This window comes from Pseudoalteromonas sp. 0303, assembly GCF_013349995.1.
GTDB lineage: Bacteria > Pseudomonadota > Gammaproteobacteria > Enterobacterales > Alteromonadaceae > Pseudoalteromonas.
The window spans coordinates 12,392-35,650 of record NZ_JABVXF010000015.1 but is presented as its reverse complement, the minus strand read 5'-3'; the positions used below and the strand labels follow the sequence as shown (position 1 = coordinate 35,650).

Annotated in this window: 24 protein-coding genes; 12 read left to right on the top strand and 12 right to left on the bottom strand. The window is 42.0% G+C overall.

Annotated features, from left to right (window positions below; genetic code table 11):
* Positions 1 to 29 precede the first annotated feature (29 nt).
* Entirely contained in the window at positions 30 to 335 is a 306-nt protein-coding gene (locus HUS62_RS11485) for a DUF6482 family protein (RefSeq protein WP_062566248.1), read from the top strand.
* Between the two features lie 47 nt (positions 336 to 382).
* A complete protein-coding gene (locus HUS62_RS11480; RefSeq protein ID WP_175079620.1) occupies positions 383 to 790 on the top strand; it encodes an N-acetyltransferase in 408 nt (135 codons plus the stop codon).
* 13 nt (positions 791 to 803) lie between these two features.
* Here the strand turns inward: HUS62_RS11480 and HUS62_RS11475 are convergent, their stop codons facing one another.
* From HUS62_RS11475 to HUS62_RS11440, 8 genes are all read right to left on the bottom strand, one after another.
* Complete coding sequence (locus HUS62_RS11475; protein WP_175079619.1) at positions 804 to 1,163, bottom strand: HopJ type III effector protein; 360 nt, start codon at positions 1,161 to 1,163, stop codon at positions 804 to 806.
* Between the two features lie 9 nt (positions 1,164 to 1,172).
* Positions 1,173 to 2,285: a retropepsin-like aspartic protease gene (locus tag HUS62_RS11470; protein WP_175079618.1), complete on the bottom strand. Its 1,113-nt coding sequence runs from the start codon at positions 2,283 to 2,285 to the stop codon at positions 1,173 to 1,175.
* 69 nt (positions 2,286 to 2,354) lie between these two features.
* Positions 2,355 to 3,065, bottom strand: coding sequence for an HAD-IA family hydrolase (locus HUS62_RS11465; protein WP_175079617.1), 711 nt, complete (start codon positions 3,063 to 3,065; stop codon positions 2,355 to 2,357).
* 12 nt (positions 3,066 to 3,077) lie between these two features.
* A complete protein-coding gene (locus tag HUS62_RS11460) occupies positions 3,078 to 4,031 on the bottom strand; it encodes a tyrosine recombinase XerC (protein WP_175079616.1) in 954 nt (317 codons plus the stop codon).
* The gene (locus tag HUS62_RS11455) at positions 4,028 to 4,639 is read right to left on the bottom strand and encodes a DUF484 family protein (RefSeq protein ID WP_175079615.1); all 612 of its coding nucleotides are present in this window, start codon (positions 4,637 to 4,639) and stop codon (positions 4,028 to 4,030) included. The genes HUS62_RS11460 and HUS62_RS11455 overlap by 4 nt, the downstream gene beginning before the upstream one ends.
* Positions 4,636 to 5,466, bottom strand: a complete 831-nt coding sequence (gene dapF / locus HUS62_RS11450) for a diaminopimelate epimerase (RefSeq protein WP_175079614.1) — start codon at positions 5,464 to 5,466, stop codon at positions 4,636 to 4,638. Before dapF ends, HUS62_RS11455 begins: the two co-directional genes overlap by 4 nt.
* A gap of 64 nt (positions 5,467 to 5,530) precedes the next feature.
* Positions 5,531 to 6,784 carry a diaminopimelate decarboxylase gene (gene lysA, locus HUS62_RS11445; protein WP_175079613.1) on the bottom strand — a complete coding sequence of 418 codons (1,254 nt, stop codon included), beginning with the start codon at positions 6,782 to 6,784 and terminating at the stop codon, positions 5,531 to 5,533.
* Positions 6,785 to 6,964 carry an LPS translocon maturation chaperone LptM gene (locus HUS62_RS11440; protein WP_054554660.1) on the bottom strand — a complete coding sequence of 60 codons (180 nt, stop codon included), beginning with the start codon at positions 6,962 to 6,964 and terminating at the stop codon, positions 6,785 to 6,787.
* Positions 6,965 to 7,112: 148 nt separating this feature from the next.
* On the opposite strand from HUS62_RS11440, the gene cyaY reads away from it, so the two are divergent.
* The 8 genes from cyaY to add all read left to right on the top strand — a co-directional run bounded on the left by cyaY (position 7,113) and on the right by add (position 16,736).
* Positions 7,113 to 7,436 (top strand): iron donor protein CyaY, encoded by a 324-nt coding sequence (gene cyaY / locus HUS62_RS11435; protein WP_054554661.1) that lies wholly within the window; start codon positions 7,113 to 7,115, stop codon positions 7,434 to 7,436.
* The gene (locus tag HUS62_RS11430; RefSeq protein ID WP_175079612.1) at positions 7,433 to 8,089 is read left to right on the top strand and encodes an alpha/beta hydrolase; all 657 of its coding nucleotides are present in this window, start codon (positions 7,433 to 7,435) and stop codon (positions 8,087 to 8,089) included. Before cyaY ends, HUS62_RS11430 begins: the two co-directional genes overlap by 4 nt.
* A 21-nt stretch (positions 8,090 to 8,110) precedes the next feature.
* Positions 8,111 to 9,001, top strand: coding sequence for a DUF2914 domain-containing protein (locus HUS62_RS11425; protein ID WP_175079611.1), 891 nt, complete (start codon positions 8,111 to 8,113; stop codon positions 8,999 to 9,001).
* Positions 9,002 to 9,037: 36 nt separating this feature from the next.
* Positions 9,038 to 9,976: a hydroxymethylbilane synthase gene (gene hemC, locus HUS62_RS11420; RefSeq protein ID WP_175079610.1), complete on the top strand. Its 939-nt coding sequence runs from the start codon at positions 9,038 to 9,040 to the stop codon at positions 9,974 to 9,976.
* Position 9,977: 1 nt separating this feature from the next.
* Positions 9,978 to 11,798 (top strand): uroporphyrinogen-III synthase, encoded by a 1,821-nt coding sequence (locus HUS62_RS11415; protein WP_175079609.1) that lies wholly within the window; start codon positions 9,978 to 9,980, stop codon positions 11,796 to 11,798.
* Positions 11,795 to 12,904 carry a heme biosynthesis HemY N-terminal domain-containing protein gene (locus tag HUS62_RS11410; RefSeq protein ID WP_175079608.1) on the top strand — a complete coding sequence of 370 codons (1,110 nt, stop codon included), beginning with the start codon at positions 11,795 to 11,797 and terminating at the stop codon, positions 12,902 to 12,904. The genes HUS62_RS11415 and HUS62_RS11410 overlap by 4 nt, the downstream gene beginning before the upstream one ends.
* A 30-nt stretch (positions 12,905 to 12,934) precedes the next feature.
* Positions 12,935 to 15,631, top strand: coding sequence for a CHASE domain-containing protein (locus HUS62_RS11405; RefSeq protein WP_175079607.1), 2,697 nt, complete (start codon positions 12,935 to 12,937; stop codon positions 15,629 to 15,631).
* A 103-nt stretch (positions 15,632 to 15,734) separates the two neighbouring features.
* A complete protein-coding gene (add, locus tag HUS62_RS11400; protein ID WP_175079606.1) occupies positions 15,735 to 16,736 on the top strand; it encodes an adenosine deaminase in 1,002 nt (333 codons plus the stop codon).
* A gap of 9 nt (positions 16,737 to 16,745) precedes the next feature.
* Here the strand turns inward: add and HUS62_RS11395 are convergent, their stop codons facing one another.
* From HUS62_RS11395 to HUS62_RS11380, 4 genes are all read right to left on the bottom strand, one after another.
* Positions 16,746 to 17,162, bottom strand: coding sequence for a CBS domain-containing protein (locus tag HUS62_RS11395; RefSeq protein WP_054563674.1), 417 nt, complete (start codon positions 17,160 to 17,162; stop codon positions 16,746 to 16,748).
* Positions 17,163 to 17,307: 145 nt separating this feature from the next.
* Positions 17,308 to 18,021, bottom strand: a complete 714-nt coding sequence (fre, locus tag HUS62_RS11390) for an NAD(P)H-flavin reductase (protein ID WP_175079605.1) — start codon at positions 18,019 to 18,021, stop codon at positions 17,308 to 17,310.
* Between the two features lie 87 nt (positions 18,022 to 18,108).
* Positions 18,109 to 19,575 (bottom strand): 4-hydroxy-3-polyprenylbenzoate decarboxylase, encoded by a 1,467-nt coding sequence (ubiD, locus tag HUS62_RS11385; RefSeq protein WP_175079604.1) that lies wholly within the window; start codon positions 19,573 to 19,575, stop codon positions 18,109 to 18,111.
* 85 nt (positions 19,576 to 19,660) lie between these two features.
* Positions 19,661 to 19,948 (bottom strand): MliC family protein, encoded by a 288-nt coding sequence (locus HUS62_RS11380; RefSeq protein WP_175079603.1) that lies wholly within the window; start codon positions 19,946 to 19,948, stop codon positions 19,661 to 19,663.
* Between the two features lie 113 nt (positions 19,949 to 20,061).
* Here HUS62_RS11380 and HUS62_RS11375 point away from each other — a divergent pair, with 113 nt between their 5' ends.
* Both HUS62_RS11375 and HUS62_RS11370 read left to right on the top strand, forming a co-directional pair.
* The gene (locus tag HUS62_RS11375) at positions 20,062 to 20,967 is read left to right on the top strand and encodes a DUF808 domain-containing protein (protein WP_175079602.1); all 906 of its coding nucleotides are present in this window, start codon (positions 20,062 to 20,064) and stop codon (positions 20,965 to 20,967) included.
* 109 nt (positions 20,968 to 21,076) lie between these two features.
* Positions 21,077 to 23,035, top strand: coding sequence for a S9 family peptidase (locus tag HUS62_RS11370; RefSeq protein ID WP_175079601.1), 1,959 nt, complete (start codon positions 21,077 to 21,079; stop codon positions 23,033 to 23,035).
* Positions 23,036 to 23,259 lie beyond the last annotated feature (224 nt).

Below are 23,259 nucleotides of genomic sequence, written 5' to 3'. Positions count from 1 at the left end.
AATAGTTCCACCATCAAAGAGGAACGCACATGCCTATCAAGTTATCAGAGCTTGCAGATCATCAGCCACTGCAAAAGGTTATCCTTCACTCGTTGGAAATGGCACTGTATCAGGTGTCTGTGGTCATCAATAACGTTGAATATTATGTCACTGATGAGCAAGGTGAGTTTATTCGTGATATTAGCCCGTTGCACATTCAAAAACGTCTTGATCACCTAAGTTATGGCGATATGGTTTTACGCCACACCAGTGCTTATGATGAGATGTGCGGTCAGCCCGAAAAGCTGGCGAGTAATATGCTCGAAGTACCTTATGGTAAGAACCACTTATACTGATTAACGATATAAGCGTATACTGAGTCATAACATTTTATAGGTATGCTATGTATCAATTAAAAAGTGATGACTCAGCTGATTTAAACAACCAGCTCAGAGAACATATTGTTGCTTTCAACGCCGCGCATTTTAATGCCGAGCGTATTCCTTTAGGCTTTAAGTTCGTTAATAAACATAACATTGTTGTAGCTGGTATTCATGGCCAAGTATTTGGTAACTGGCTACTTATCAGCTGGCTTTGGTGTGATGATAAGACTCGTGGTAAAGGGCTTGCGACACGATTACTCGCTGAATTAGAGAGTAAAGCTAAAGCGCTTGGTGCAAACACCGCACAACTTGATACGCTCGATTTCCAAGCTAAACCCTTTTACGAAAACAACGGCTACCAAGTTAAATACGAAATGAGTAACTACCCACTCGACGGCTGCCGTTATTTTATGGAAAAAAGCCTTTAAATATCAGCTTTACTCACTTCGCTTTAAGCACGTCTTGCTCGGTAAAAGTAACACCTAAGAAAGGCGTTGTCTCAGGGGCAAGCATGAAAGTGCGAATGTTCATATGGTCTTGCCCTTCAGGATTGGGCAACACATCATCACGATAAAACGCGCCAAAGCAATCTAGGGTGTTTTGTTTACTTAGTTGATTAAGCTTTGCAAAGGCAAAAATTTTACATGAGCCATTATTTTCATTTGCTTCGCTAAGCAAGCCATGATTGTTAAAACCGCTTGGGGTAAAATCATAATTGCTGTCTATAACCGCCATGGTATCGGTAAACTCAATTTGCTGTGGTGTGCTTGCTAATGTCGCAAGGAATTCGTTAAGAGTCATTGCTTGTCCTTAAAAATTGTTCTTTATCAACTCTAACTCATTCACTTGCTGATTGATATTAAACTTAAAATTCTCTAAAAAGTTCATACCTAATAAGCCATAGCCAGCATGATTTTTTATTACCAGCACTTCAAAATTACTAATACGTTGTTGACCGACTTGAAATGATTCGAGCTGATAACGATGTGCTTCAACAATTCCATTAGCTGTGTTTACCTTAAGTGTGCCAAGAAAATTGGCTGGGGTGTTAAGCGAGTTTAATAATGTTTGGTTGATTACAGTAAAGCTAGCGCCTGTGTCGACCATCAGTTCGGTTTCAATATCATCGTTGATAATACTGTTTACTAAATAATGTGAACCTCGAGCGGTTAATTTTATAACTTCAACACCTGCTAAGGCTTGTTGAATCAATAGGTGTAATTGCTCGGCCTGTTGTTTATAGTCATGATCTTCAGGCAGTTGATCTAGGGTTATTTGGCTCGCGACATAATCTTCTAAATGATAGTTAGCTAATGCATAGTTATATAAGTACTGCGCGTTGCCAGGCGTGTAATCAAGCCATTGTTGACTGCTATTAAGTAGAGCTTGCCATTGTTGCGTCGCAATAAGTTCATCAATATAGGATGTGCTTAGCTCGTCTATTTGTTTGTTAAGCTGTTGCTTATCATTGCTGTCTAACTGGTTGCTAAGAGCCAGTAAATTGATAATACCTTGTTGGGTATCACCTTGTGCGATTAAACGCTTAGCTTCAAGTTCAAGCATGGTGACATCGTAAGGGTGGCTATTTAAAAAGGCCGTTAAAAATTGCTCACTTAAAGTGAATTTTTTATGGGAAAGCCATGATTCTAGTTGCTGTTGCCAAGCTTGCTTTAGCTGCCTTGCATAGCGAGGTTCATTCACAAGTAATTGAGTGTACTCAGCGACGGCTTTATCAAATAACTGATTGCTAAATAGTGCAACTGCTTGCTGGAAGTGGGCAGGTAAGACCGTGCCTTTTTGTACTTTAGGCGCTGGTGCGACAGTTTCTATTTTTACAGGCTTTGCTGGGTTAAAAAGCTGCCAAATAAAGTAACCATTTAAACAAAGAGAACACAGTAATATTAATTTAAGTAAAGCATTCATCCGTTTCGCCCACCTGTTTTAAATCTTCGTTGCCTATTTACTCAGCATAAAATAAATCTTTGAAAGTCGTTACTTTTTAACTAAATGATTGAGCGACATGATATTGTTTATTTCAATATCAGCTAATCCTTGATAACGATATTGCGTTGCTTGGTTATTTAGCCAAACACTTTGGCAGCCGGCATTATTGGCGCCTTGCACATCAGTATCTAGGCTATCGCCAATGTGCAAAATTTCCTTGTGAGGCACCTTTAAGTGTTTGGCTGCGCTATCAAATAAGGCGCTATGCGGCTTCGCTTTTCCATGTGGGCCAGCTTGTAAAACTAACTCAAACACGCCATTAAGGTTAAACTTTTCTACTTCGACATTACCATTGGTGATGGCGATGAGGCGGTAGTGTTTACTGAGGTTAGCAAGTAATTCAAGCACTTCATCAGTCACGGTTATTTGACTGCGGGCATCAGCGAATGCCTGATAAGCATTTTCGGCATGCAACTGAGCTTGCTCTGCTGAAAAACCCAGATCGGTCATGGCATAGTGTAATGCAGCTTGTCGCCAGCGCGTAACATCATCAATTAAAGTTGCATCATGTTTTAAGGCATTATCGCGGCATGTTAACCAGTAGCTCATGCTATCGGCTGGCCATTGGTCTAGCGCTTCGAGGTAATCAGCTTGTGCTTGTAAGGCTGATTTTATGATCGGATGGTTGTTGTAAAGTGTGTCGTCTAAATCAAAACTTAAAACTGAAACTGGCGATAGGGCACGGTTAAATCGGATCATAATGACAAGGGTTTACTCTGATGTTGAGCGCTTTTTAGCGCGTGGATGGGTATTATCGTACACTTTAGCTAAATGCTGAAAATCTAAATGTGTATAAACTTGCGTTGCAGACAAACTACTGTGTCCTAACAGTTCTTGTACGGCACGCAGATCCCCAGATGATTCTAAGATATGTGACGCAAATGAGTGGCGTAATTTATGCGGATGCACTTGCGAGCTGATCCCTTGCTTAATACCCCACTCTTGCATGCGAAGGCGAACTTGGCGTACGGAAATTCGCTTTTTTTGGCTGCTAACAAACACGGCTATTTCATCAGGATGTGCAAATTGAGGGCGAATTTTCAGCCATGCTTTTAATGCACTGAGCGCTTTGCTGCCTACAGGTAATAAACGTTCTTTGTTACCTTTACCACGGACTAAAATTTCGCCTTCAGTCGGGTTTATATCTTGTATGTTAGCACCAACTAACTCGCTAATACGCAGACCCGATGAGTACATTAATTCCATCATGGCTTTGTCACGAATAGCTAAAGGCTCATCATCGGGCAGTTCTAGTAGCTTAGCCATTTGATCAACGTCCAAATTTTTGGGTAAAGGTTTGGAAAACTTCGGACCTTTAATGGCTTCTGCTGGATTGTGATAATGTGCCTGACTGGCTATATTTTTGGCTTTTAAAAATTTATATAAACTGCGAATACAACTCAGTTTTAAACTGATTGTGCGACCACTCAATTGTTTGCTGCGCATTTGCATGCTGTAACGGCGAATATGCTCACCTTGAACAGCAAACCAGTCTTCACATAGCTTACTAAAGTACAAAGCTGCAAATCCTAGCTGGCTCGTGTATTGGTTTACTGTGTGCGCTGAGTATTGTTTTTCGTAGCGTAAGTAATCTGCAAAAAGTTGGATGGGTGTACGCCAAGCATCACTTAATTCATCAATGTTTGGCGTCGTCACATCGCTCATGCGAGTTCCAATAAGCGCAGTTGCAATGAGCGCACAAACTCAAGGACAAAAAAGCTGTCTTTTGCCGGTTCGAAGTGGTTTACGTCATCACTACCAAACGCCAAAATTGCCACAGGGTGTTTCGTGTTACCAATTAAATATAAAGCTGTCGATTGAGTCGTGTCTGAAAACAGTAAGTCTCTTTCTTGTTGGCTTACTCGACCCAAGTAAATGCCGTCGTTTTGCAGGCGGTGAGCAATTAATTCATCAAACTTTTTATCGTACTTAACTAAGTGGCATTCGTTAATGGATGGATTAGTGCAAATAATATTGCGCAAATTGCTAGCCAGTGTCGTAAAGTCGTAGTTAGTCCATAACTGACGATGACAGTCGCTAAATAAGCGGTAAATTAACTCGTTTTCTTTTGCTTGTTCAACGAGCTGATCAATCTTATTTTTTAATAACGTATTGTGTTCGCGTAATTGGCGCTGTTGGATATGTACCAAAGAGGTTGTTCCCGCCGTTTGCTGTTGTAGTTCAGCTTCGGCGAGCACATCAGGGTTTTTAATAAAAAAATCAGGGTGTGCTTTTAAATATTCAGCAATTTGTTGTTCTGTTAGTTTGCTCATAGTGCCACTTGTCCATCAAAAACATGCTCAGCAGGGCCTGTCATTCGTACAGGGTGGCCTTCGCCTTGCCAACGCACTTGTAAACTGCCGCCGGGTAAGTCAACTTGTACGGTAGTCGCAAGTTTACTCTGAATTTGACCAACCACGACCGCAGCACAGGCACCTGTACCACAGGCTAAGGTTTCACTAACGCCACGTTCCCACACTCTTAGTTTAATGTGATCTTGCGAAATTACCTGCATAAAGCCAACATTTGCGCGTTGTGGAAAGCGTTCATGATTTTCAAGGAGTGGGCCTAAGGTGGCGACTTCTGCGGTATGAATGTCATCAACTTCTAACACGCAATGTGGGTTACCCATCGACACTGCGCCACTAAATACAGTGTGTTCTTCCGTACGAAGAATATAGGTCAACTCACGCTTGCTGGCTTTTAATGGGATTTTGTTCGGTTCAAAACTGGGGTGGCCCATATTTACCGTTACTTGGCCATCTTTCTCTATATAAAGCGTGAGGTTACCAGATTTTGTTGAAACCGATATTTTATGCTTATTGGTCAGGCCTTTCATACGTACAAAGCGAGCGAAACAGCGCGCGCCGTTGCCGCATTGTTCAACTTCGTTACCATCGGCATTGAAAATTCGATAATGAAAATCGAGATCAGGAGAGTAAGGGGCTTCAACCATAAGCAGTTGATCGAAGCCAATGCCGAAATGGCGATCTGCCAGCTTCTTTATTTGATCACGTGATAAAAAAACATTTTGAGTAATGTTATCAATAACGACAAAGTCATTACCTAGGCCGTGCATTTTTGAAAAATTAACTAACATAACGCTCTAATTCGGGTTTGCTCTGAGCTAATCATGCCACAGAGCTGCCCGGTTATAAAAACGTTTATGGTAAAATTTTCTCACCTTGCCAAAGGCTTTCTAAGGTTTCGCGTTGGCGAATTAAATGGCTCTGCTGACCATCCACCATAATCTCTGCAACACGAGGGCGTGAGTTGTAGTTTGAGCTCATGGTAAAACCATACGCGCCAGCGCTGCGCTGCGCTAAAAGGTCACCGGCTTGAAGTGCAAGCTCACGGTCTTTACCTAAAAAGTCGCCGGTTTCACAGACAGGGCCGACAATGTCGTAGTTGTAAGTAGGCGTATCATCTGCGCGAGGCTCAACTGGTACAATACTTTGCCAAGCTTGATACAGCGATGGACGCAACATGTCGTTCATGCCTGCATCAACAATAGCAAAGAACTTGTCTTGGTTTTGTTTAATAAACTCAACTTTAGTAACTAAAATACCTGCATTGGCTGCAATCGCACGACCAGGTTCAAAAATAAGTTCTAAATCTTGGTAGTCTGCTAATCGAGCGGTAATTTTATCAACATACTCGCTTGGGTGAGGAGGCGTTTCGCCATTATAAGGCACGCCAAGACCACCACCGATATCTAGGTGAGTTAGCTTGATGCCAACCGCTTTTAACTCTTCGATAAGAGTCAGTACTTTTTCAAGTGCTGCTAAGAAAGGTTTTATTTCCGTTAGCTGCGAACCGATGTGGCAATCTACACCGGTAATTTTTAAACCGGGTAATGATGCTGCATGTTGATACACAGTTACCGCAGTTTGAATATCAATACCAAATTTATTCTCTTTCAAACCGGTTGAGATATAAGGGTGCGTTTTTGCATCTATATCTGGGTTTACCCGAATCGAAATCGGTGCCACCAAGTTAAGATCCGTTGCCACTTTTGAAATTCGCTCAAGCTCAGCCACTGACTCAACGTTAAAACACTTGATCCCCAATTCAAGTGCATAGGCAATTTCATCAGCGGTTTTTGCAACGCCAGAAAATACAACCTTATTTGCGTCTCCGCCTGCTTGAATAACGCGCGCAAGCTCACCTTTTGAAACGATATCAAAACCTGACCCAAGTCGCGCTAAAATATTCAGTACGGCAATATTTGAGTTGGCTTTTACGGCATAGCACACCAAGCTTTTATGTGACTTAGCAGCGTCTGCAAAAGCTAGATAATGACGTTCAAAGGTTTTGCGTGAATAGATATAACAAGGCGTACCATATTGTTCGGCAAGCTCTTTGACAGCGATGTCTTCAGCGAACAGCTGATTATTATTGTAGTTAAAAAAGTCCATCTATTGGTCCTGTTTTTGCTCTGGTTGTTCGGATGGATCAGCTTGCGGCTGAGACTTTGCAGGCGGCTTAGTATCATCTGGCAGATAAAGAGCACCACTTTGTCCGCAACCTGCTAGGGTTAGTAGAAGGGCGCTTAGAGGTAAAATGGTTTTTAATTTTTGGCTATGAGTCTCTTTCATTAGATTAATACGGTTGCTGGCTTTATAATCGCAGAGTAACAGAATATTTAAAAAATGCAGCTATTCGCGGATGAATTTATTCCTGTTACACTTGATGTACACAATCTGCCCCCAGATCTAGGCTTAAAGCCAGTTAAAGGACATTAAAATGACTGATCATGAATACCACACACTAGCCGATGCATTAATGCTAACTATTGAAGAGCAAATCGATGAATGTGATGCCGATTTAGACTATGAATCAGCGTCAGGTATTTTAGAAATCATCTTTCCTGATCGCAGTAAAATTGTGATCAACAAGCAAGCACCATTACACCAAGTTTGGGTAGCGACTAAATTTAATGGTCACCATTTTGAACTACGCGACGATAAGTGGATTGATAACCGCTCGGGTGCAGAGTTTTGGCAATTTATGTGTGATGCGGCAACTCGCCAAGCAGGTCAAACAATTGAATGGCGTTCTGAACTATGAGTTTAGAGTTTGTTGAATATCCAGCGCAAGGCGATCACAAAGCAACGGTTATCTGGCTACATGGTTTAGGTGATTCTGGTGATGGTTTTGCCCCAGTTGCACCGCAACTTGCTTTACCACAAGAGCTTGGCGTGCGTTTTGTGTTTCCACATGCGCCAGTACAACCGGTCACCTTAAATGGTGGCATGGCGATGCGCTCTTGGTACGACATTAAATCAATGGATTTAGATAAGCGTGCTGATGAGCAAGGAGTGCGTGAATCTGCTGCAAAAGTGGCTGCAATTATTGACCAAGAAATTGCAAAAGGAATTGCTGCTAACAAAATTATTCTTGCCGGTTTTTCGCAAGGGGGTGTGGTATCGCTGCACTTAGCGCCACGTCTAGATTATAAATTAGCGGGTGTAATGGCACTTTCAACCTACATGTGTGTGCCTGCAAAATTAGCCGATGAAGCCAAGCAGCAGGGGTTAAATATTTTTATGGCACATGGTCGATTTGACGATGTGGTACCGCATAGCGCAGGCAGACAAGCATTTGACGTGCTTAGCGCTAATAACATGGAAGTAAGCTGGCAAGACTATCCGATGGCGCACCAAGTTTGTGGTGAAGAGTTAATGGCTATTCGTGAGTGGTTAATTGCTCGCTTGAGTTAATTTTTGGTTTTAGAGGCCAACATGACAAAGAAACTTGTAATTACAGCAAATATGAATGCCGTTGAATCGGCAGGTTCAACTCCTACAGCAGTGACTTACCAATGGCATTGGCGACGCATTTTTATGGTTAGCAGTGTTATCTTAGTAGCATTGGCTATTTTAGTGTATAGCTTTATTGGTGCTGTAAATGCTGAACAATCACCGCAAGATGAACCGCAAGCAGAGTTTACAAATGCTGAATTACAAGCTCCTTCAAATGACGCTGAGCAAGAAGAGCCAAAAGAAGTCGATGCTTCGTCAATGAATGAGCAAACACCGGAGGCTGATAACACTGAAACTGCTGAAGCAGAGGTTGTGAGTTCAAACATTGTAGAACCTGACGTTACAACAGTAGAGAATGAGATCGACAGTGAGCAGGTTGTTGATGAGCAACAACCTGAAACACCAGCTGTCACCCTTGATGGTGAAGAAGTACCACAAACTGAACAGCAAGTAGAGATTGCTGCAGATCCTGATGCTCAGCAGCAGTTTTCGCAGTCAGCACATATTGCCAGTGTCGCAATTGGCGCTAAAATAGACACAGATAAAGTAAGCCGCGCGGTATTAACAACCGATGTTGTTGATCGAGAACCAGTAAACGTTTTAAAAAACGATGTAAAATTAGCGCAAATAAGCAATAGCCTGAGCTTTTTTAGCGAGCTTAGAAATTTGCAAGGGCAAACTGTTCGTCACCAATGGTATTACCAAGGTCAACAGCTTGCTTCGATTGAATTGGCCGTAAGTAGTCCACGTTTTCGTACTTATTCAACGAAAAACATTATGCCAGAACAACTAGGTGATTGGCGTGTTGAAGTTATTGACGCAGATGGCAACTTACTGGCCCAAAAAGAATTTAGAATTTTAGCTGAGTAATATTTAGTATCAGCCTGATAATTAATTGGATTTTTCATGACACAGACAACAAAACTAGTTCGTATCGCTACCCGTAAAAGTGCACTTGCTTTATGGCAGGCTGAATTTGTAAAAGCTCAACTAGAGCACTTCCACGACGATGTAACGGTAGAGTTGGTTCCTATGTCGACGCAAGGCGATATTATCCTTGATACACCATTGGCCAAGATTGGTGGTAAAGGCTTATTCGTAAAAGAGCTTGAGCAAGCCATGCTTGATGGTCGTGCAGATATCGCGGTGCATTCAATGAAAGATGTGCCTGTTGAGTTTCCTGAAGGGTTAGCGTTACACACAATTTGTGAGCGTGAAGACCCGCGCGATGCGTTTGTATCAAACAACTACAAAAGCTTAGATGAGTTACCACAAGGCGCTATTGTTGGTACATCAAGCTTACGCCGCCAATGCCAAATTCGCGAAGCTCGCCCAGATTTAGACATTCGTGATTTACGCGGTAATGTTAATACTCGTTTAGCAAAACTAGATGATGGTCAATATGATGCAATCATCCTAGCTGCAGCGGGTCTAATTCGTTTAGAAATGCCTGAGCGTATTACAGCTTTTATCGAGCCAGAGGTATCATTACCTGCAAATGGTCAAGGTGCTGTGGGTATTGAGTGCCGTATTGATGATGAAGTGACAAAAGCACTGTTAGCGCCACTCGAACATAATGAAACACGTATTCGTGTTAATGCTGAGCGTGCTATGAATCGCCGTTTAGAAGGTGGTTGCCAAGTGCCAATTGGTGCATTTGCATTGGTTGATGGTGAGCAAGTGCATTTACGTGGTTTAGTGGGCGCTATTGATGGCAGCCAAATGCTGCGTGATGAAGTGACAGGTCCAGTGGCTGACGCAGAGCTGTTAGGTATTACACTTGCTGAAAAGTTACTTGAGCAAGGTGCTGATAAAATTTTAGCTGAAGTATATAGAGACGCTTAATATGCATATTTTGATAACTCGTCCAGAAGGAAAAGGCACTGAGCTTGCTCTTGAGCTTCAGCAGGCGGGTTATCAAACAACCCTGTGTCCAGTCCTTACCTTAGATTACCTCACAGTAAATAGTAGTGAGCTCGCGCCGCTAGAAAATGCCGATAAAATCATTTTTATCTCGCAAGATGCCGTGCATGCCTTATTAAAACTCACACCAACCATCAACAAAGCAGCGCAACTTTATGCGGTCGGTCAGCAAACGGCTGATGCGGTTTATGAAGCCTTTGGGCGACGAGCCGCAGTGCCCAAACAGCATGATTCAGAAGGTCTGCTTGAATTAAAAACACTACAAGATGTTGAACTAAGTAACATCGTTTTAGTGAAAGGTGAAGGTGGGCGCACGACCATAGCAAAAACCTTAAAACAACGTGGTGCTTTATTAAATCAGTTGGTTGTTTACAAGCGGAGCGCAATTGAGAGCGAACCGAGCAAGTGGATGGACCACTGGCAAACAATTGATGTAGAAGGTATAGTCATTACCAGTAATGCAGCGGTGGATGCCATTTTTAATGGCTTAAATGAGTCTCAGCTTGCATGGTTGAAAGAGCGACAATTTTTCGTTGCTAGTGAGCGTATCGCTGACTATTTAAAGCAACAAAATGTCGCAAGAACACAGATACATATTGCTGCAGGGGCGAGCGATGGCGCTATGTTTACCTGCATTAATCAGCAAGGTAGCAAAATGAGTGAAGCAGAATCAAAACAACCCGCAAAGTCAGTGACTGCACAGCCAGAGAAAAAAGCGCAAACGGCAAACACTGGGGCGAAAGCGCCCGTACAAGCTAAAAAAGGCATCAGCAAAACAGGTAGCTTAGCGTTACTTATTTCACTTTTAGTGGCTGGTGCAGTTGGCTATGAGTTTTATCTAAAATTAAATAGCGATCAGCAATCGGCTGTGGCATTGACTGAGCTGACAGATGAAAATCAACGTTTACAGCAGCAAATTGATGCATTAAAAAGTGCACAACAAACAATGCAGCACTCGCTTTATAACAGTGAACAAAAAGTCACTGAGGCGCTAAATGAAAGTGCTGAGCAAACGCAGCAGCAATTACAAGCGGCTTTAAAACGTGCCGAGCAGCAAACTTTCACGCTTAATCCGCAAGAAGTCACAAGCCTGCAGCGTATGGCCGAGTTTAAATTGTGGGCAGAGCACGATTATCAAGGTGCTGCTGCTGTGTTATCTCGCTTAGATAGCTTGCTTGCAGAGCACCCTGGCACTGGAGCTATTCGCCAAGCAATTCACCAAGATTTGCAAACCTTGCATGCTATAGAACCTGTAGCTGTTGAAGCAATTTATTTAAAACTGCATGGCATTAATCAAAAAGTTGATGAATTGGTATTTAATGCTATTTCTCTACCTGAAGAAGTCGTCAAAGAAGACCCAAATCAACTAAGTGAAAATGTTAGCGAGTGGCGTCAAAACCTTGCGAAGTCGTGGCAGCAGTTTAAAGACTTCTTTGTAGAAGTGCGCACACGTGAAGATGTGGTTATCGCACCATTTTTAAGTGAGCAAGAGCGTCACCTAGTAAAGCAACGCCTAAGTTTATACTTAGCTCAAGCGCAAGACGCTGTATTAAGTAAACAAAGCAGTGTGTATTTTAGTGCTGTTGATGCTGCACATAGCTTGGTAAAAGATTACTTTAAGCAAGATGATGCACAAACAAAAGCGGCCTTAAAAAGTCTTGCTGAGCTTTCTAAAGAGCAACTCGATTTTAGCCCAAAAGTGTCACTGCAAAGTACTGAGCAGGTGAAGGAGTGGGCGCAATGATCCGCTTTTTATTAATTATTATTGCGATAGCCGTCTGCTTGGGAATTGCCCCCTTTTTTATTGATCAAAAGGGTTATGTGCTAATTGCCTTTAATAAAACAACCATTGAAGGCACTATTTGGGGCGTTACTGCACTCTTACTGTTAGCACTAACTGCAATATACGTGCTTTATAAATTGAGTCGTTATTTATGGTCTTTGTATAGCCACACTCGTCATCGCTTTTTTGCTCGCAGTGAAGAGCGTAAACAAGCGGCTATTGAGCAAGGTGTATGGAGCTTAATAAATAACGATTATACGGAGCTTGAGCTTGCACTTGATAACAACAGTGTTGCAGAAAAGTGGAGCGATATACGTTTTGCGCTTCTAGCTAAAGCGGCACTGGCGAATAATGAAAATGAAAAAGCAATTAGCTATCTTGATAAAATAAGCCAAGATAAGCAGCTAAAAGTGGCTAATTTATGGATTGCTAGCGGCGAAACCAGCACTATTTTTGCTGACCTTAAAGCGTTAGCTGAACGTAAAAAAGCCTCTCGTTTAGAGCTTAAAATGTATGCCCATGTTTTAGTGCAAGAGCAAAAGTGGGCGGCACTTAATGACTTTATGCCACGTTTATTACGCAAAAAAGTACTTTCAGAGCAAGAATGGCAACAACTGTTTGACCTTTACTTTGCAGCCCAGTCAAACGGGGATTTAACTGAGCGTTATGAGCAATTAGCCAAAAACTTGAAGCCACACGCAGAGGTAAGCTATTTAACGGCGATGGCGAAGGCAGGTGAGTTAAACAAAATTGAGCTAAGCTTAATTAAAATGATCAAAAAACCGCTACAGCATAAAGATTTAGCACGTATTTTACGTACTAGTAGCGCTGGCGATGCACTCAAGCTGCAATCAAGTTTGCAGGATGTATTAAAAAAAGACACCGAAAATACAGACTTATTACTAGCCCTAGCATGTTTAGCTAATGCTCACGGTGAATACGACTTAGCCGCGCGAGTGTTTGATAAAGCGCTTAATGCAGATAATCGCCATGCTTATTTGCAGCAAGCGGTGCTAAGCTACAGTAAGAGTGCCCAACCAGAAAAAGCATTGGTACTCTATCAATAATTTTACTCCAGCCAGCAAAGGAGCGATGGCTTGAAGAACTTATTTACACTGACAATAAGCATTGCACTTGCTTACTTTCTTACAGGGTACTTAAGTAATTCATTGCTGGCGATTGATGGCTATGCGGTTGCAGCATGGCCGCCTTCAGGTATTGCGCTTGCCAGTATCTTGCTACTTAGAAATCGTGTCTTGCCAGGGGTTCTGCTAGGGGCATTCTTTGTAAACCTTATTCACCTTGATAAAGCCACTGATATTTTTCACTGGCAAATGATGCTGCAGGCAATTGGCGTAACAACTGCATCTACATTCCAAGCTTGGCTTGCCTATTACATTATCATTCATGTCGTTAAACGCCCGATTGAATTATCATCATTAAAGCAAAGTATGCTTGGTTTAATGATTGGCGGCCCTTTGTGTAGCTTGATTGCTGCATCAATTGGCACCGGCTTACTGGTCATTAACAATGTTATTCCGAGTTATGCGGCGCTTAATAATTTTATCGCATGGTGGATTGGCGATAGCATTGGGGTACTGATATTTACGCCATTAATTTTAGCGGCATTTAGTTACCACCATACTCGCCAACGGCTGCAAATCATTGTGCCGTCGCTATTAATTTACGTGGTTATTTGTGTCAGCTTTTATGGAGCAGCCAGTGTAAAAAAAGACAAAGACTTTCAGCGCCAGCAAGCTAAAGTCAGTGCTATTCACACGAACCTTGAACATAAAGTCGATGAAATTAAGTCGCACTTATCTTTATTAGCGACCTTTTTTGCTAGTAGCGATATGGTTGATTTGAATGAATTTAAACGCTTCACATCAAGGCAACTACAATACAGCGAAGAAATTCTTGCCCTTGAGTGGGCGCCTAAGGTTATTCACTCACAACTAAATAATTATCAAAATTTACTGCGTGATGAACTCGGCGCTGACTATTACGTGAAAGAAAAAAATGCCGCAGGGCAGTGGCAGCCAGTGAGTCAGCGAACGGTTTATTTTCCGGTGCAATATATTCACCCATTAGCAGGGAACGAAACCGCGCAGGGTTTTGACTTAGCCTCAAACGAGTTACGCAAACAAGCATTAACAGACTCTCGGTTAATTAAAAATGTCACCGTCAGTGAGCCTATTACCCTGATGCAAGGTGATGGAAACGAAAAGGGCGTTTTATTCTTTAATCCTGTTTACTCAGACATTAATCATCAGGTCGGGTTTAGAGGTTATGTTGTCGCCGTGGTCAATTTAGAAGTGTTAGCACAAACACTTAATTTTAATCAGAACACTGATATAGATGCCAGCTTCTATGATGTTACTGACGGCAGTAATCCTGTCGAAATTTACAGTCCACACCGTGTAGGTACAACAGCTATTGCGAGCTTCAACTTTATTATTGGTGAGCGCGTTTGGCAGGTAAAATTATGGGAGTCAGTTGCACAGTCGTCATGGTTGCCTTATTGGTTGGCGCAAATAGTCGGTATGCTGTTTGTTTGGTTATTGATCACCTTTTTGATTTCTGTAACTGGTACTAATATTCAAATTCGTCAGCAAGTGGCAAAGCAAACTCAAAGCCTTCGCGAAGAAAAATTAAAAGCCGATAAAGCCGGCCAAATTAAAAGTGAGTTCTTGGCGAATATGAGCCATGAAATACGCACGCCTATTAATGGTATTAAGGGTTTGCATTATTTAGCAATGCAAGAGCCTGACTGGCAACAAGCCCGTGGTTATATTGATCAAGCCGATGGTGCACTGAATGTATTATTACGGGTAATCAATGATGTTTTAGATTTTTCTAAAATAGAAGCTGGGCGATTGGAGCTACATCAAGAGCCTATTGATGTGAATGCGTTGGTTAGTGAGCTGACTAACTTATTGCAGTTTGAGCTTAACTCACGCTCTTTAGAATTTAGAGTTGAGCTTGATGCTTCTGAACACTTACTGATCCACACCGACCCAATTCGTTTAAAACAAGTATTGTTGAATTTGTTAAACAATGCGGTGAAGTTCACTCAAGAAGGCACGATTACATTACGTATTTGGCAGCAGGGTGAATTTACTTACTTTAGTGTTATTGATACAGGCATCGGCATCAGTAAAGAGGCTCAGCAGCGCCTGTTTAAACCATTTTCACAAGCCGATAGCTCAACCTCTCGTCGTTTTGGTGGCACAGGTTTAGGCTTAAGCATTTGTCAAAAACTCATTGTTATGATGGGAGGCGAGATAAGCCTAACTAGCACTGAGGGGCAAGGTTCAACGTTTACAATTTCGCTGCCATTTGAGTCTCCTCTTGAAGAGGTGATTCATAGTGATGATGAGTTAGCTGATATTGATGTGACTGCTGTTTCATTTGCCAATGATGCAATTTTATTGGTTGAAGATAACCCATTGAATCAACATGTGGCGAGTTCGATTTTAAAAACTAAAGGTTGCCAACCTGATATCGCTAAAGATGGCCACGAGGCTATTAAGATGATCAGTGAAAAAAGCTATGACCTTGTACTCATGGATATTCAAATGCCGAATATGGATGGCTTACAAGCGACTAAGGTTATTCGCAACGAGTTACTGATCACCGATTTACCGATTATTGGCTTATCGGCAAATGCCCACGATAATGATCTTAAGAAAGGTTTAGCCAGTGGTATGAATGGTTATTTAACTAAACCAATTGATGCTGATAAACTTTTTAAAACCTTGTGGCATTTTTTGCATAATGTTAGCGGCCATTAAAGCAGACATTTGACCTCAAAAAAGTAAATAAAATCATCTAAACTTGAAATATCGCCGTGGGTACGTATGATCCGCGCAAATTTACTGAACCTGAGTGCTAATTATGATCAATAACAAACTCCCTTTGCTTGATATTCACCGTCATCTAGATGGTAATGTTCGCCCACAAACGATCTTAGACCTTGGTCGTCAGTTTAATCTTGAATTACCTGCTGACAACATTGAAGCGCTTATTCCGCACGTACAGGTTATCGACCCTGAACCAAATTTAGTGGCATTTTTACAAAAACTTGATTGGGGTGTAAAAGTACTGGGTGATTACGATGCTTGTCGTCGTATTGCTATCGAAAACGTTGAAGATGCGATTGCCCAAAACCTCGATTACGTTGAGCTTCGTTTTAGTCCATATTATATGGCGCAAAGCCAAGGCTTACACCCGCAAGGAGTTGTCGAAGCGGTGGTTGATGGTGTAAAAAGTGCGTGCCAAAACGCGCCAATTAAAGCTAACTTAATCGGCATCATGTCGCGTACATATGGCACCAAAATCTGTCAGCAAGAGCTTGATGCGCTACTTGCTTTTAAAAATGATTTAGTAGCGGTTGATTTAGCTGGCGATGAAATTGGTTTCCCGGGTGAGTTATTTGTTGATCACTTTAAGCAAGTTCACGATGCATACTTAGCTGCTACTATTCACGCTGGTGAAGCACGCGGTAGCGAAAGTATTTGGCAAGCAATTAACGAGCTTGGTGCAACGCGTATTGGTCATGGTGTAAAAGCGATTGAAGATGCTGCTCTAATGGATTACTTACGTGATAAGCGCATTGGTATTGAGTCTTGCTTAACCAGTAACATTCAAACCAGTACTGTTGCTGAGCTTGCAAAACACCCGTTAAAAACCTTCTTAGATCATGGTATTTTGGCATCAATTAATACTGATGATCCAGCAGTTGAAGGTATTGAAATAGCGTATGAGTATCAAGTAGCAGCACCTGCGGCAGGCTTAAGCCAAGCCGATATGGAAAAAGCGCAAGCTAATGCGCTTGAAATTGCTTATTTAAGCGATGCAGATAAAGCTGCTTTAAAACAGTTAGCTGTTAATCGTTAAGCAGCTAACTTACACTTGGTGCTCTTGGCATGAGACATAGTTTTCATACAATGCCTTGAGCACGTCTCCCCGGCTGATCATGCCAACAACCTTACCATCTTCAATAACTGGGTAGTTTTTTGGCTTTCCAGTTTGCATGCCATCAGCCAGCTCAATGATGTTTTGATCGCTACTCACGGTAACAACATCGGTGCGCATTAGCTGTTTTACCTTCACTACACCATCACAGAAATAACTGTTTTGCATGAGCGGTTGCAGCAGCTCTTGTTCAGAAATAAAGCCAACTAGGCTTTTGTTGTCATCAAATACAGGTGCGCCTAGTAATTTAAACTTTTGCAGCTCGCTAATCGCGGTGGTCATTTCAGTTTCAGGCGTAATGTGTGGCAACTTACGTTGCATAAAGTCTTGTACTTTTGTATTTAGCATTTGGGTCTCTCCCCATCGTTATTCTAATCAGAGTATGGTCAAGGAAATGCAGTTTGTGAAATCGTTTAGACGGATTAAGGCGATAGGTAAAACAAATAAAAAAGGCATCCAATTGGATGCCTTAAAAATAACCGGTATGAGTTAGTTATTTAATGAATGCAAATGCATCGGCGAACATGTTCTCACGTACCGCACCATGATTAATAAAATCATCGCGAACCACGCCAATCATGTCGAAGCGGCCTGCCATGTATATATCATATGGTTCTAAAGACACGATATCTTCCATAACAGCCTTGTGGACGTAACCGGTTTTGCCATTCCAGCTTTGCGGCGCATTTTCAACTACTGGAATGTATTGGAAATGTGGGTTGCTGTTTGCCCATGCTTGCATTTCATCATGAGCATAAAGTGCAGCTTGCTCACGTACACCCCAGTAAAATAATACAGGACGCTCACAGCCGATTTCAGCAAGGTGATCAGCCATTGATTTGGCATAAGAAAAACCTGTACCGCCAGCAAGTAGAATAATTGGGCGCTCACCCTCAACTCGCAACTGTGATACACCTAAGCCCACTTCAACATTAACTTGCTGTTGCTCTGTATGAGCTTGACGTAAATGGTCAAGCGCTTGCATTGCATACGAATCAGCACCCGCGGCACCAATGTGTAGTTCAATCTGTTCAGTTTGCGACGGGCGGCTTGCAATAGAAAAGGCACGCTTATCTTTTTCGCCTAATACTAGTTGCATATATTGGCCTGCCTCGAATGACACAGGTTGCTGTGGTTTCAAAATGACCTTATGTACGTGGTCTGTAAGCGGGCTGATCGCAACAACGTCAGCGAGTAGTGTTTGCATAGTTTACCTTTATAAGCACAGAAGCAAATTCGGTTATGAATCGCACTCATAACCGTTAAATTTTGAGCAGTTTAACATAGACACAGCCTAGAGAATATCTAAGCTGTCCCATAATTCATCAACACGTTCTTTGATTTTTGGATCCATGACAATGGGCTCACCCCATTCACGATCTGTTTCGCCTGGCCATTTATTGGTTGCATCCATGCCCATTTTTGAGCCAAGGCCAGAAACTGGTGATGCAAAATCTAAATAATCAATTGGCGTGTTTTCGATCATCGTCGTATCGCGAGCAGGGTCCATACGCGTGGTAATTGCCCAGATCACGTCGTTCCAATCGCGTGCGTTTACATCATCATCGCAAACAATCACGAACTTGGTATACATGAATTGACGCAAGAAAGACCACACCCCCATCATCACGCGCTTGGCATGACCTGGATATTGTTTTTTCATCGTGACCACAGCCATACGGTATGAACAGCCTTCAGGTGGTAGGTAAAAATCTACAATTTCCGGGAATTGCTTTTGCAGAATTGGCACGAACACTTCGTTCAAAGCAACCCCGAGTACTGCTGGCTCATCTGGTGGACGGCCTGTGTAAGTGCTGTGATAAATTGGGTTTTCACGATGTGTAATGTGAGTCACCGTCATCACCGGAAACTCGTCTACTTCGTTATAGTAACCTGTGTGATCGCCATAAGGGCCTTCTGGTGCTGTTTCACCCTGCATAATATAACCTTCAAGCACGAACTCTGCGGTAGCAGGCACTTGTAGGTCATTTGAAACCGATTTAACAACTTCAGTTTTACTACCGCGTAGTAAACCAGCAAACGCATATTCGCTTAGGGTGTCTGGTACTGGTGTTACAGCGCCTAGGATTGTCGCAGGATCGGCACCTAATGCGACAGATACAGGGTAAGGTTCGCCTGGGTGCTCTTTACACCATTCACGAAAATCTAATGCACCACCGCGGTGCGATAGCCAACGCATGATAATTTTGTTTTTACCCAATAGCTGTTGACGGTAAATGCCTAAGTTTTGGCGCTTTTTATAAGGCCCTTTGGTAACCGTTAGACCCCATGTGATCAAGGGAGCAGCATCACCCGGCCAGCAATGTTGGATAGGCAGCTTAGTTAAGTCAACATCATCGCCTTCAAGTATAACTTGCTGACAAGGCGCTTTTTTTACTTCTTTAGCTGGCATATTCAGTACTTGTTTGAATACTGGGATTTGCCCTAGTGCCTCTTTAATGCCTTTAGGTGGCTCAGGTTCTTTTAGAAAAGCTAATAACTTACCCACTTCGCGCAGTTCACTAACATCATCTTGACCCATGCCCATTGCAACACGCTTAGGCGTACCAAAAAGGTTGGCAAGAACCGGAATAGTGTGGCCTTTAGGGTTTTCGAATAACAGAGCAGGGCCCTCGGCACGTAACGTGCGGTCGGCAATTTCGGTCATTTCAAGGTAAGGATCAATTTCTTGTTTGATCCGTTTTAATTCACCTTTTTGTTCTAATAACTCGATAAATTCGCGAAGATCTTTATATTTCATTATAGCCGCTTAAACGCTGAATAAACTGTCGCTATTATACTCAAAACCACTGATTAAGCTAATTTAGCCACGAAAGCTTTTGCTATTACTGAGTTAAGCTACATTGGTACTTTTTACCTTTTAAAATCAACATGGCTTCATCGCCTTTTGACCAAAACAGCACATTATCGGCACTGTATTTAACCCCTGAGCCGCTTACTTGGCGATTGAGTAAAAATTCACTTTCCTTAAATGTCAGTCTTGCTTCCTCATCATTGTATTCAACAATACTGGCGCTAAGCGTTTCATCGCACTGATAATTGCTCGGTGCACTTTGCTCAGCACACGCGCACAAGGTAACTAATGCGAGCCCTGAGAGAAGTGGTTTAATCATAGAAACACCTCTATTTTTGAATGAGCTATAAGCCTAACAAAGAAAAATTAACCGTTGGTGAAAATGGTAGGATAAGTTATGTTGATAGTGTATTTAATGGGCAAGGAACTACCATGGCAGGCACTAATTTACTAACCTTACTTGATGATATTACAACACTTTTAGACGATATTGCGACGATGAGTAAAGTCGCAACAAAAAAAACAGCAGGGGTGTTAGGTGATGACCTAGCTCTTAATGCTCAGCAAGTCACAGGGGTAACTGCCGATAGAGAGTTGCCTGTAGTTTGGGCTGTGGCAAAAGGCTCGTTTATTAACAAAGCCATCTTAGTGCCCGCAGCATTATTGATTAGTGTTTGGTTGCCTTGGTTAATTACTCCGCTGTTAATGGTTGGCGGGCTGTTTTTGTGCTTTGAAGGTGCAGAGAAAATTATCGAAAAGCTGTTTGGTCATGCTCAACAAGAAGATGAAACTCTGGCTGAACAACAAGACTTACAAGAATACGAAAAGCAAAAAGTGAAAGGGGCGATCCGCACTGATTTTATCCTCTCTGCAGAAATTATCGTGATAACGCTAGGCACGGTTGCTGGCGCAACACTGGTGAATCAAGCTTTAGTGCTCAGTGTAATCGCAATTATTATGACCATTGGCGTGTATGGGTTAGTTGCCGGGATTGTTAAACTTGATGATGCTGGTTTGTATTTACTGCAAAAAGCGCAGCAAAGTGGCGGTAAGTTTAAAGAGCTAGTAGGTAAGTTTTTACTTGCTGCAGCGCCTAAGTTAATGCGCTTTTTAGCCTTTGCAGGAACGGTTGCTATGTTTTTAGTTGGCGGAGGCATATTGGTACATGGCATCCCCGTTTTGCATCACGCCCAACAGGGTAGCGCTGAGTTTGTAACGGGTTTACTTGGTAAAACAGGTGAGCTGGCTACGCCGATTATATTTGATGGATTATTAGGCGTTGTAGCCGGAATTATCGTTGTGTTAGTAGTTGAGTTTGGGCATAAAATTCGTCGTTAGAAAGTATTAAATAGGCCCTTATTTGTTAGGTTTTTATAGTAAATACAGGGTCTTTGCTTTAACATTGTTCAGCTAAATATAACAATTAAATCGTTAAATGGAGTTAATCATGTCTCGATACCTCACTTTTATGCTGGGGCTAGCGTTATTTACGCTGTCATTTACCAGCTTCGCTAAATCTGCAAAATTATCTGTAGAAGATTTTAGTAAAGGTAATGACTTTAGTCGTGTAACCATCTCTCCTGATGGCAATTATGTCGCAGCTATTAAAAAGCACGAAGGTAAGAATTCACTCATCATTGTTGATACAACCAAGTTTGCAGTGACCCATGCGGTTGCTTTTCCGGGTAATGCACAGGTTGGCGAATACCATTGGGTTAACAATGAACGAGTTATTCTTGAAAAAGAGTATTTAAAAGGTTGGCAAAATACCCCTATTTATTATGGTGAGTTATTTGCCGTGAACGTCGATGGTAGCCGTGGCGCATACGTAATTGGTTATCATGGTGAACAGCAAACTGGTACTCGGTTAAAAAAGCAAACACCAGTTCAAGGAACGTCATACCTTTTAGATCCCTTACTTCATGATGATAAAAAAGTTTTGGTTGTCACTTACCCATGGACTGCAACCAATGAACCAACTACCGTTGTATATGAAGTCGATGTTTATCGCGGTCTGCGCACCCTAATTACGCGATCACCTGCACCTATGGGACGTTTTTTAACAGACCATGATGGCAATGTTCGTATCGCTGTATCAAGTGACGATTACCTCAATGCGACAATTCATGTGCGAGAGCCTGAAGGCGGTTTTTGGAAAGAGCTTGATTTAGAAGGTATTAATTACACCGATATCTCATTAAAGGCGTTTGATAAATCTGGTGAGTCTGTCTATGCCACTGCATCAAAAGGTGGAGAAGCAGAAAGCCTTATTAAAATTAACCTAAAAACCAAAGAAGTGACGAAAATCTTTCAAGATAAGCATGTTTCGCCGTCGCATATTTGGGTTGATGAAATCTCTAAAGAGTTATTTGCAATAGAAACTGAGGCTGACTACCCAAGCTATGCGTTTGTTGATAGCAATTCGCCTAAATCACAGCGTCTTAAAGATTTATTGGGCGCACTGCCAGGCAGTCAAGTACAGCTAGTCAGCAGTACAGAAGACGATTCAAAAAATATTATTTTCGCATCGAGCGATATCAACCCTGGGCAATATTATCTGTATGACGCAAAGAAGAATAAGTTAAGAGTGCTATTTTCTGCACGTGGTTGGATAAACCAAGATGATATGGCGCAAACCACACCACTGCGTTTTAAAAGCCGCGATGGTCTAACAATTCTTGCTTATTTAACTGTGCCAAATGGTAAAGCTGAGAAAAACTTACCTTTAGTTGTTATGCCACATGGTGGCCCAATTGCACGTGATAACTGGGGCTACGATCCAGAAGTACAAATGTTAGCCAATAAAGGTATGGCGGTATTAAAGGTTAACTTTCGAGGTTCGGAAGGGTTTGGTATGAACTTCCAAGAAGCTGGCTATCGCCAGTGGGGGCAAAATATTCAACACGATATTATTGATGGTGTGAAATTATTAATTAATGACGGCACAGTTGATAAAGATAATATTTGTATTATGGGAACCAGCTTCGGTGGTTACTCAGCACTACAAAGCGCGATTATCGAGCCGGATATGTTCAAATGCGCAATTGGCCTGATGGGGGTTTACGACTTGCCTCTTATGTATGAAGAAGGTGACACGCAAGCCCGAAGCTATGGTATTAATTACCTTAAAACAGTGATTGGTACTGATGAGGCAGAACTAAAAGCATTCTCGCCTGCTTATAATGTCGATAAGCTAAAAGCACCTGTGCTTATTGTGCATGGTGGTGAAGACGAACGAGCTCCAATTGAGCAAGCAGAATCATTAGAAGCAGCGTTGAAAAAAGCTAAGCACCCATATGAAATCACTATTCTAGATGATGAAGGCCACGGTTTTTATAAAGAAGAGCACCGAACTCTTTACTATAAAAAAGTATTGGCTTTCTTAGATGATCATTTAAAGCTTTAAAAGAAAAGTGCCGGCGAGCAAGCTCGCCGGCAAGGATTTAGCACGGGAACGTAAGCGTGCTAGTGTGCAAGGTCTTCCTTCAAGTTATACAAACTCAAAAGATGATTCTTTCATCAGGCTGCGTAATCTCAAAAGCAGAGCAGAGAGAGTAACTCGGCTTTAAAAGAGTATAAATACTACGCCACTACAAAAATGTTATAACATAACAAATTCAAAGTAAATAG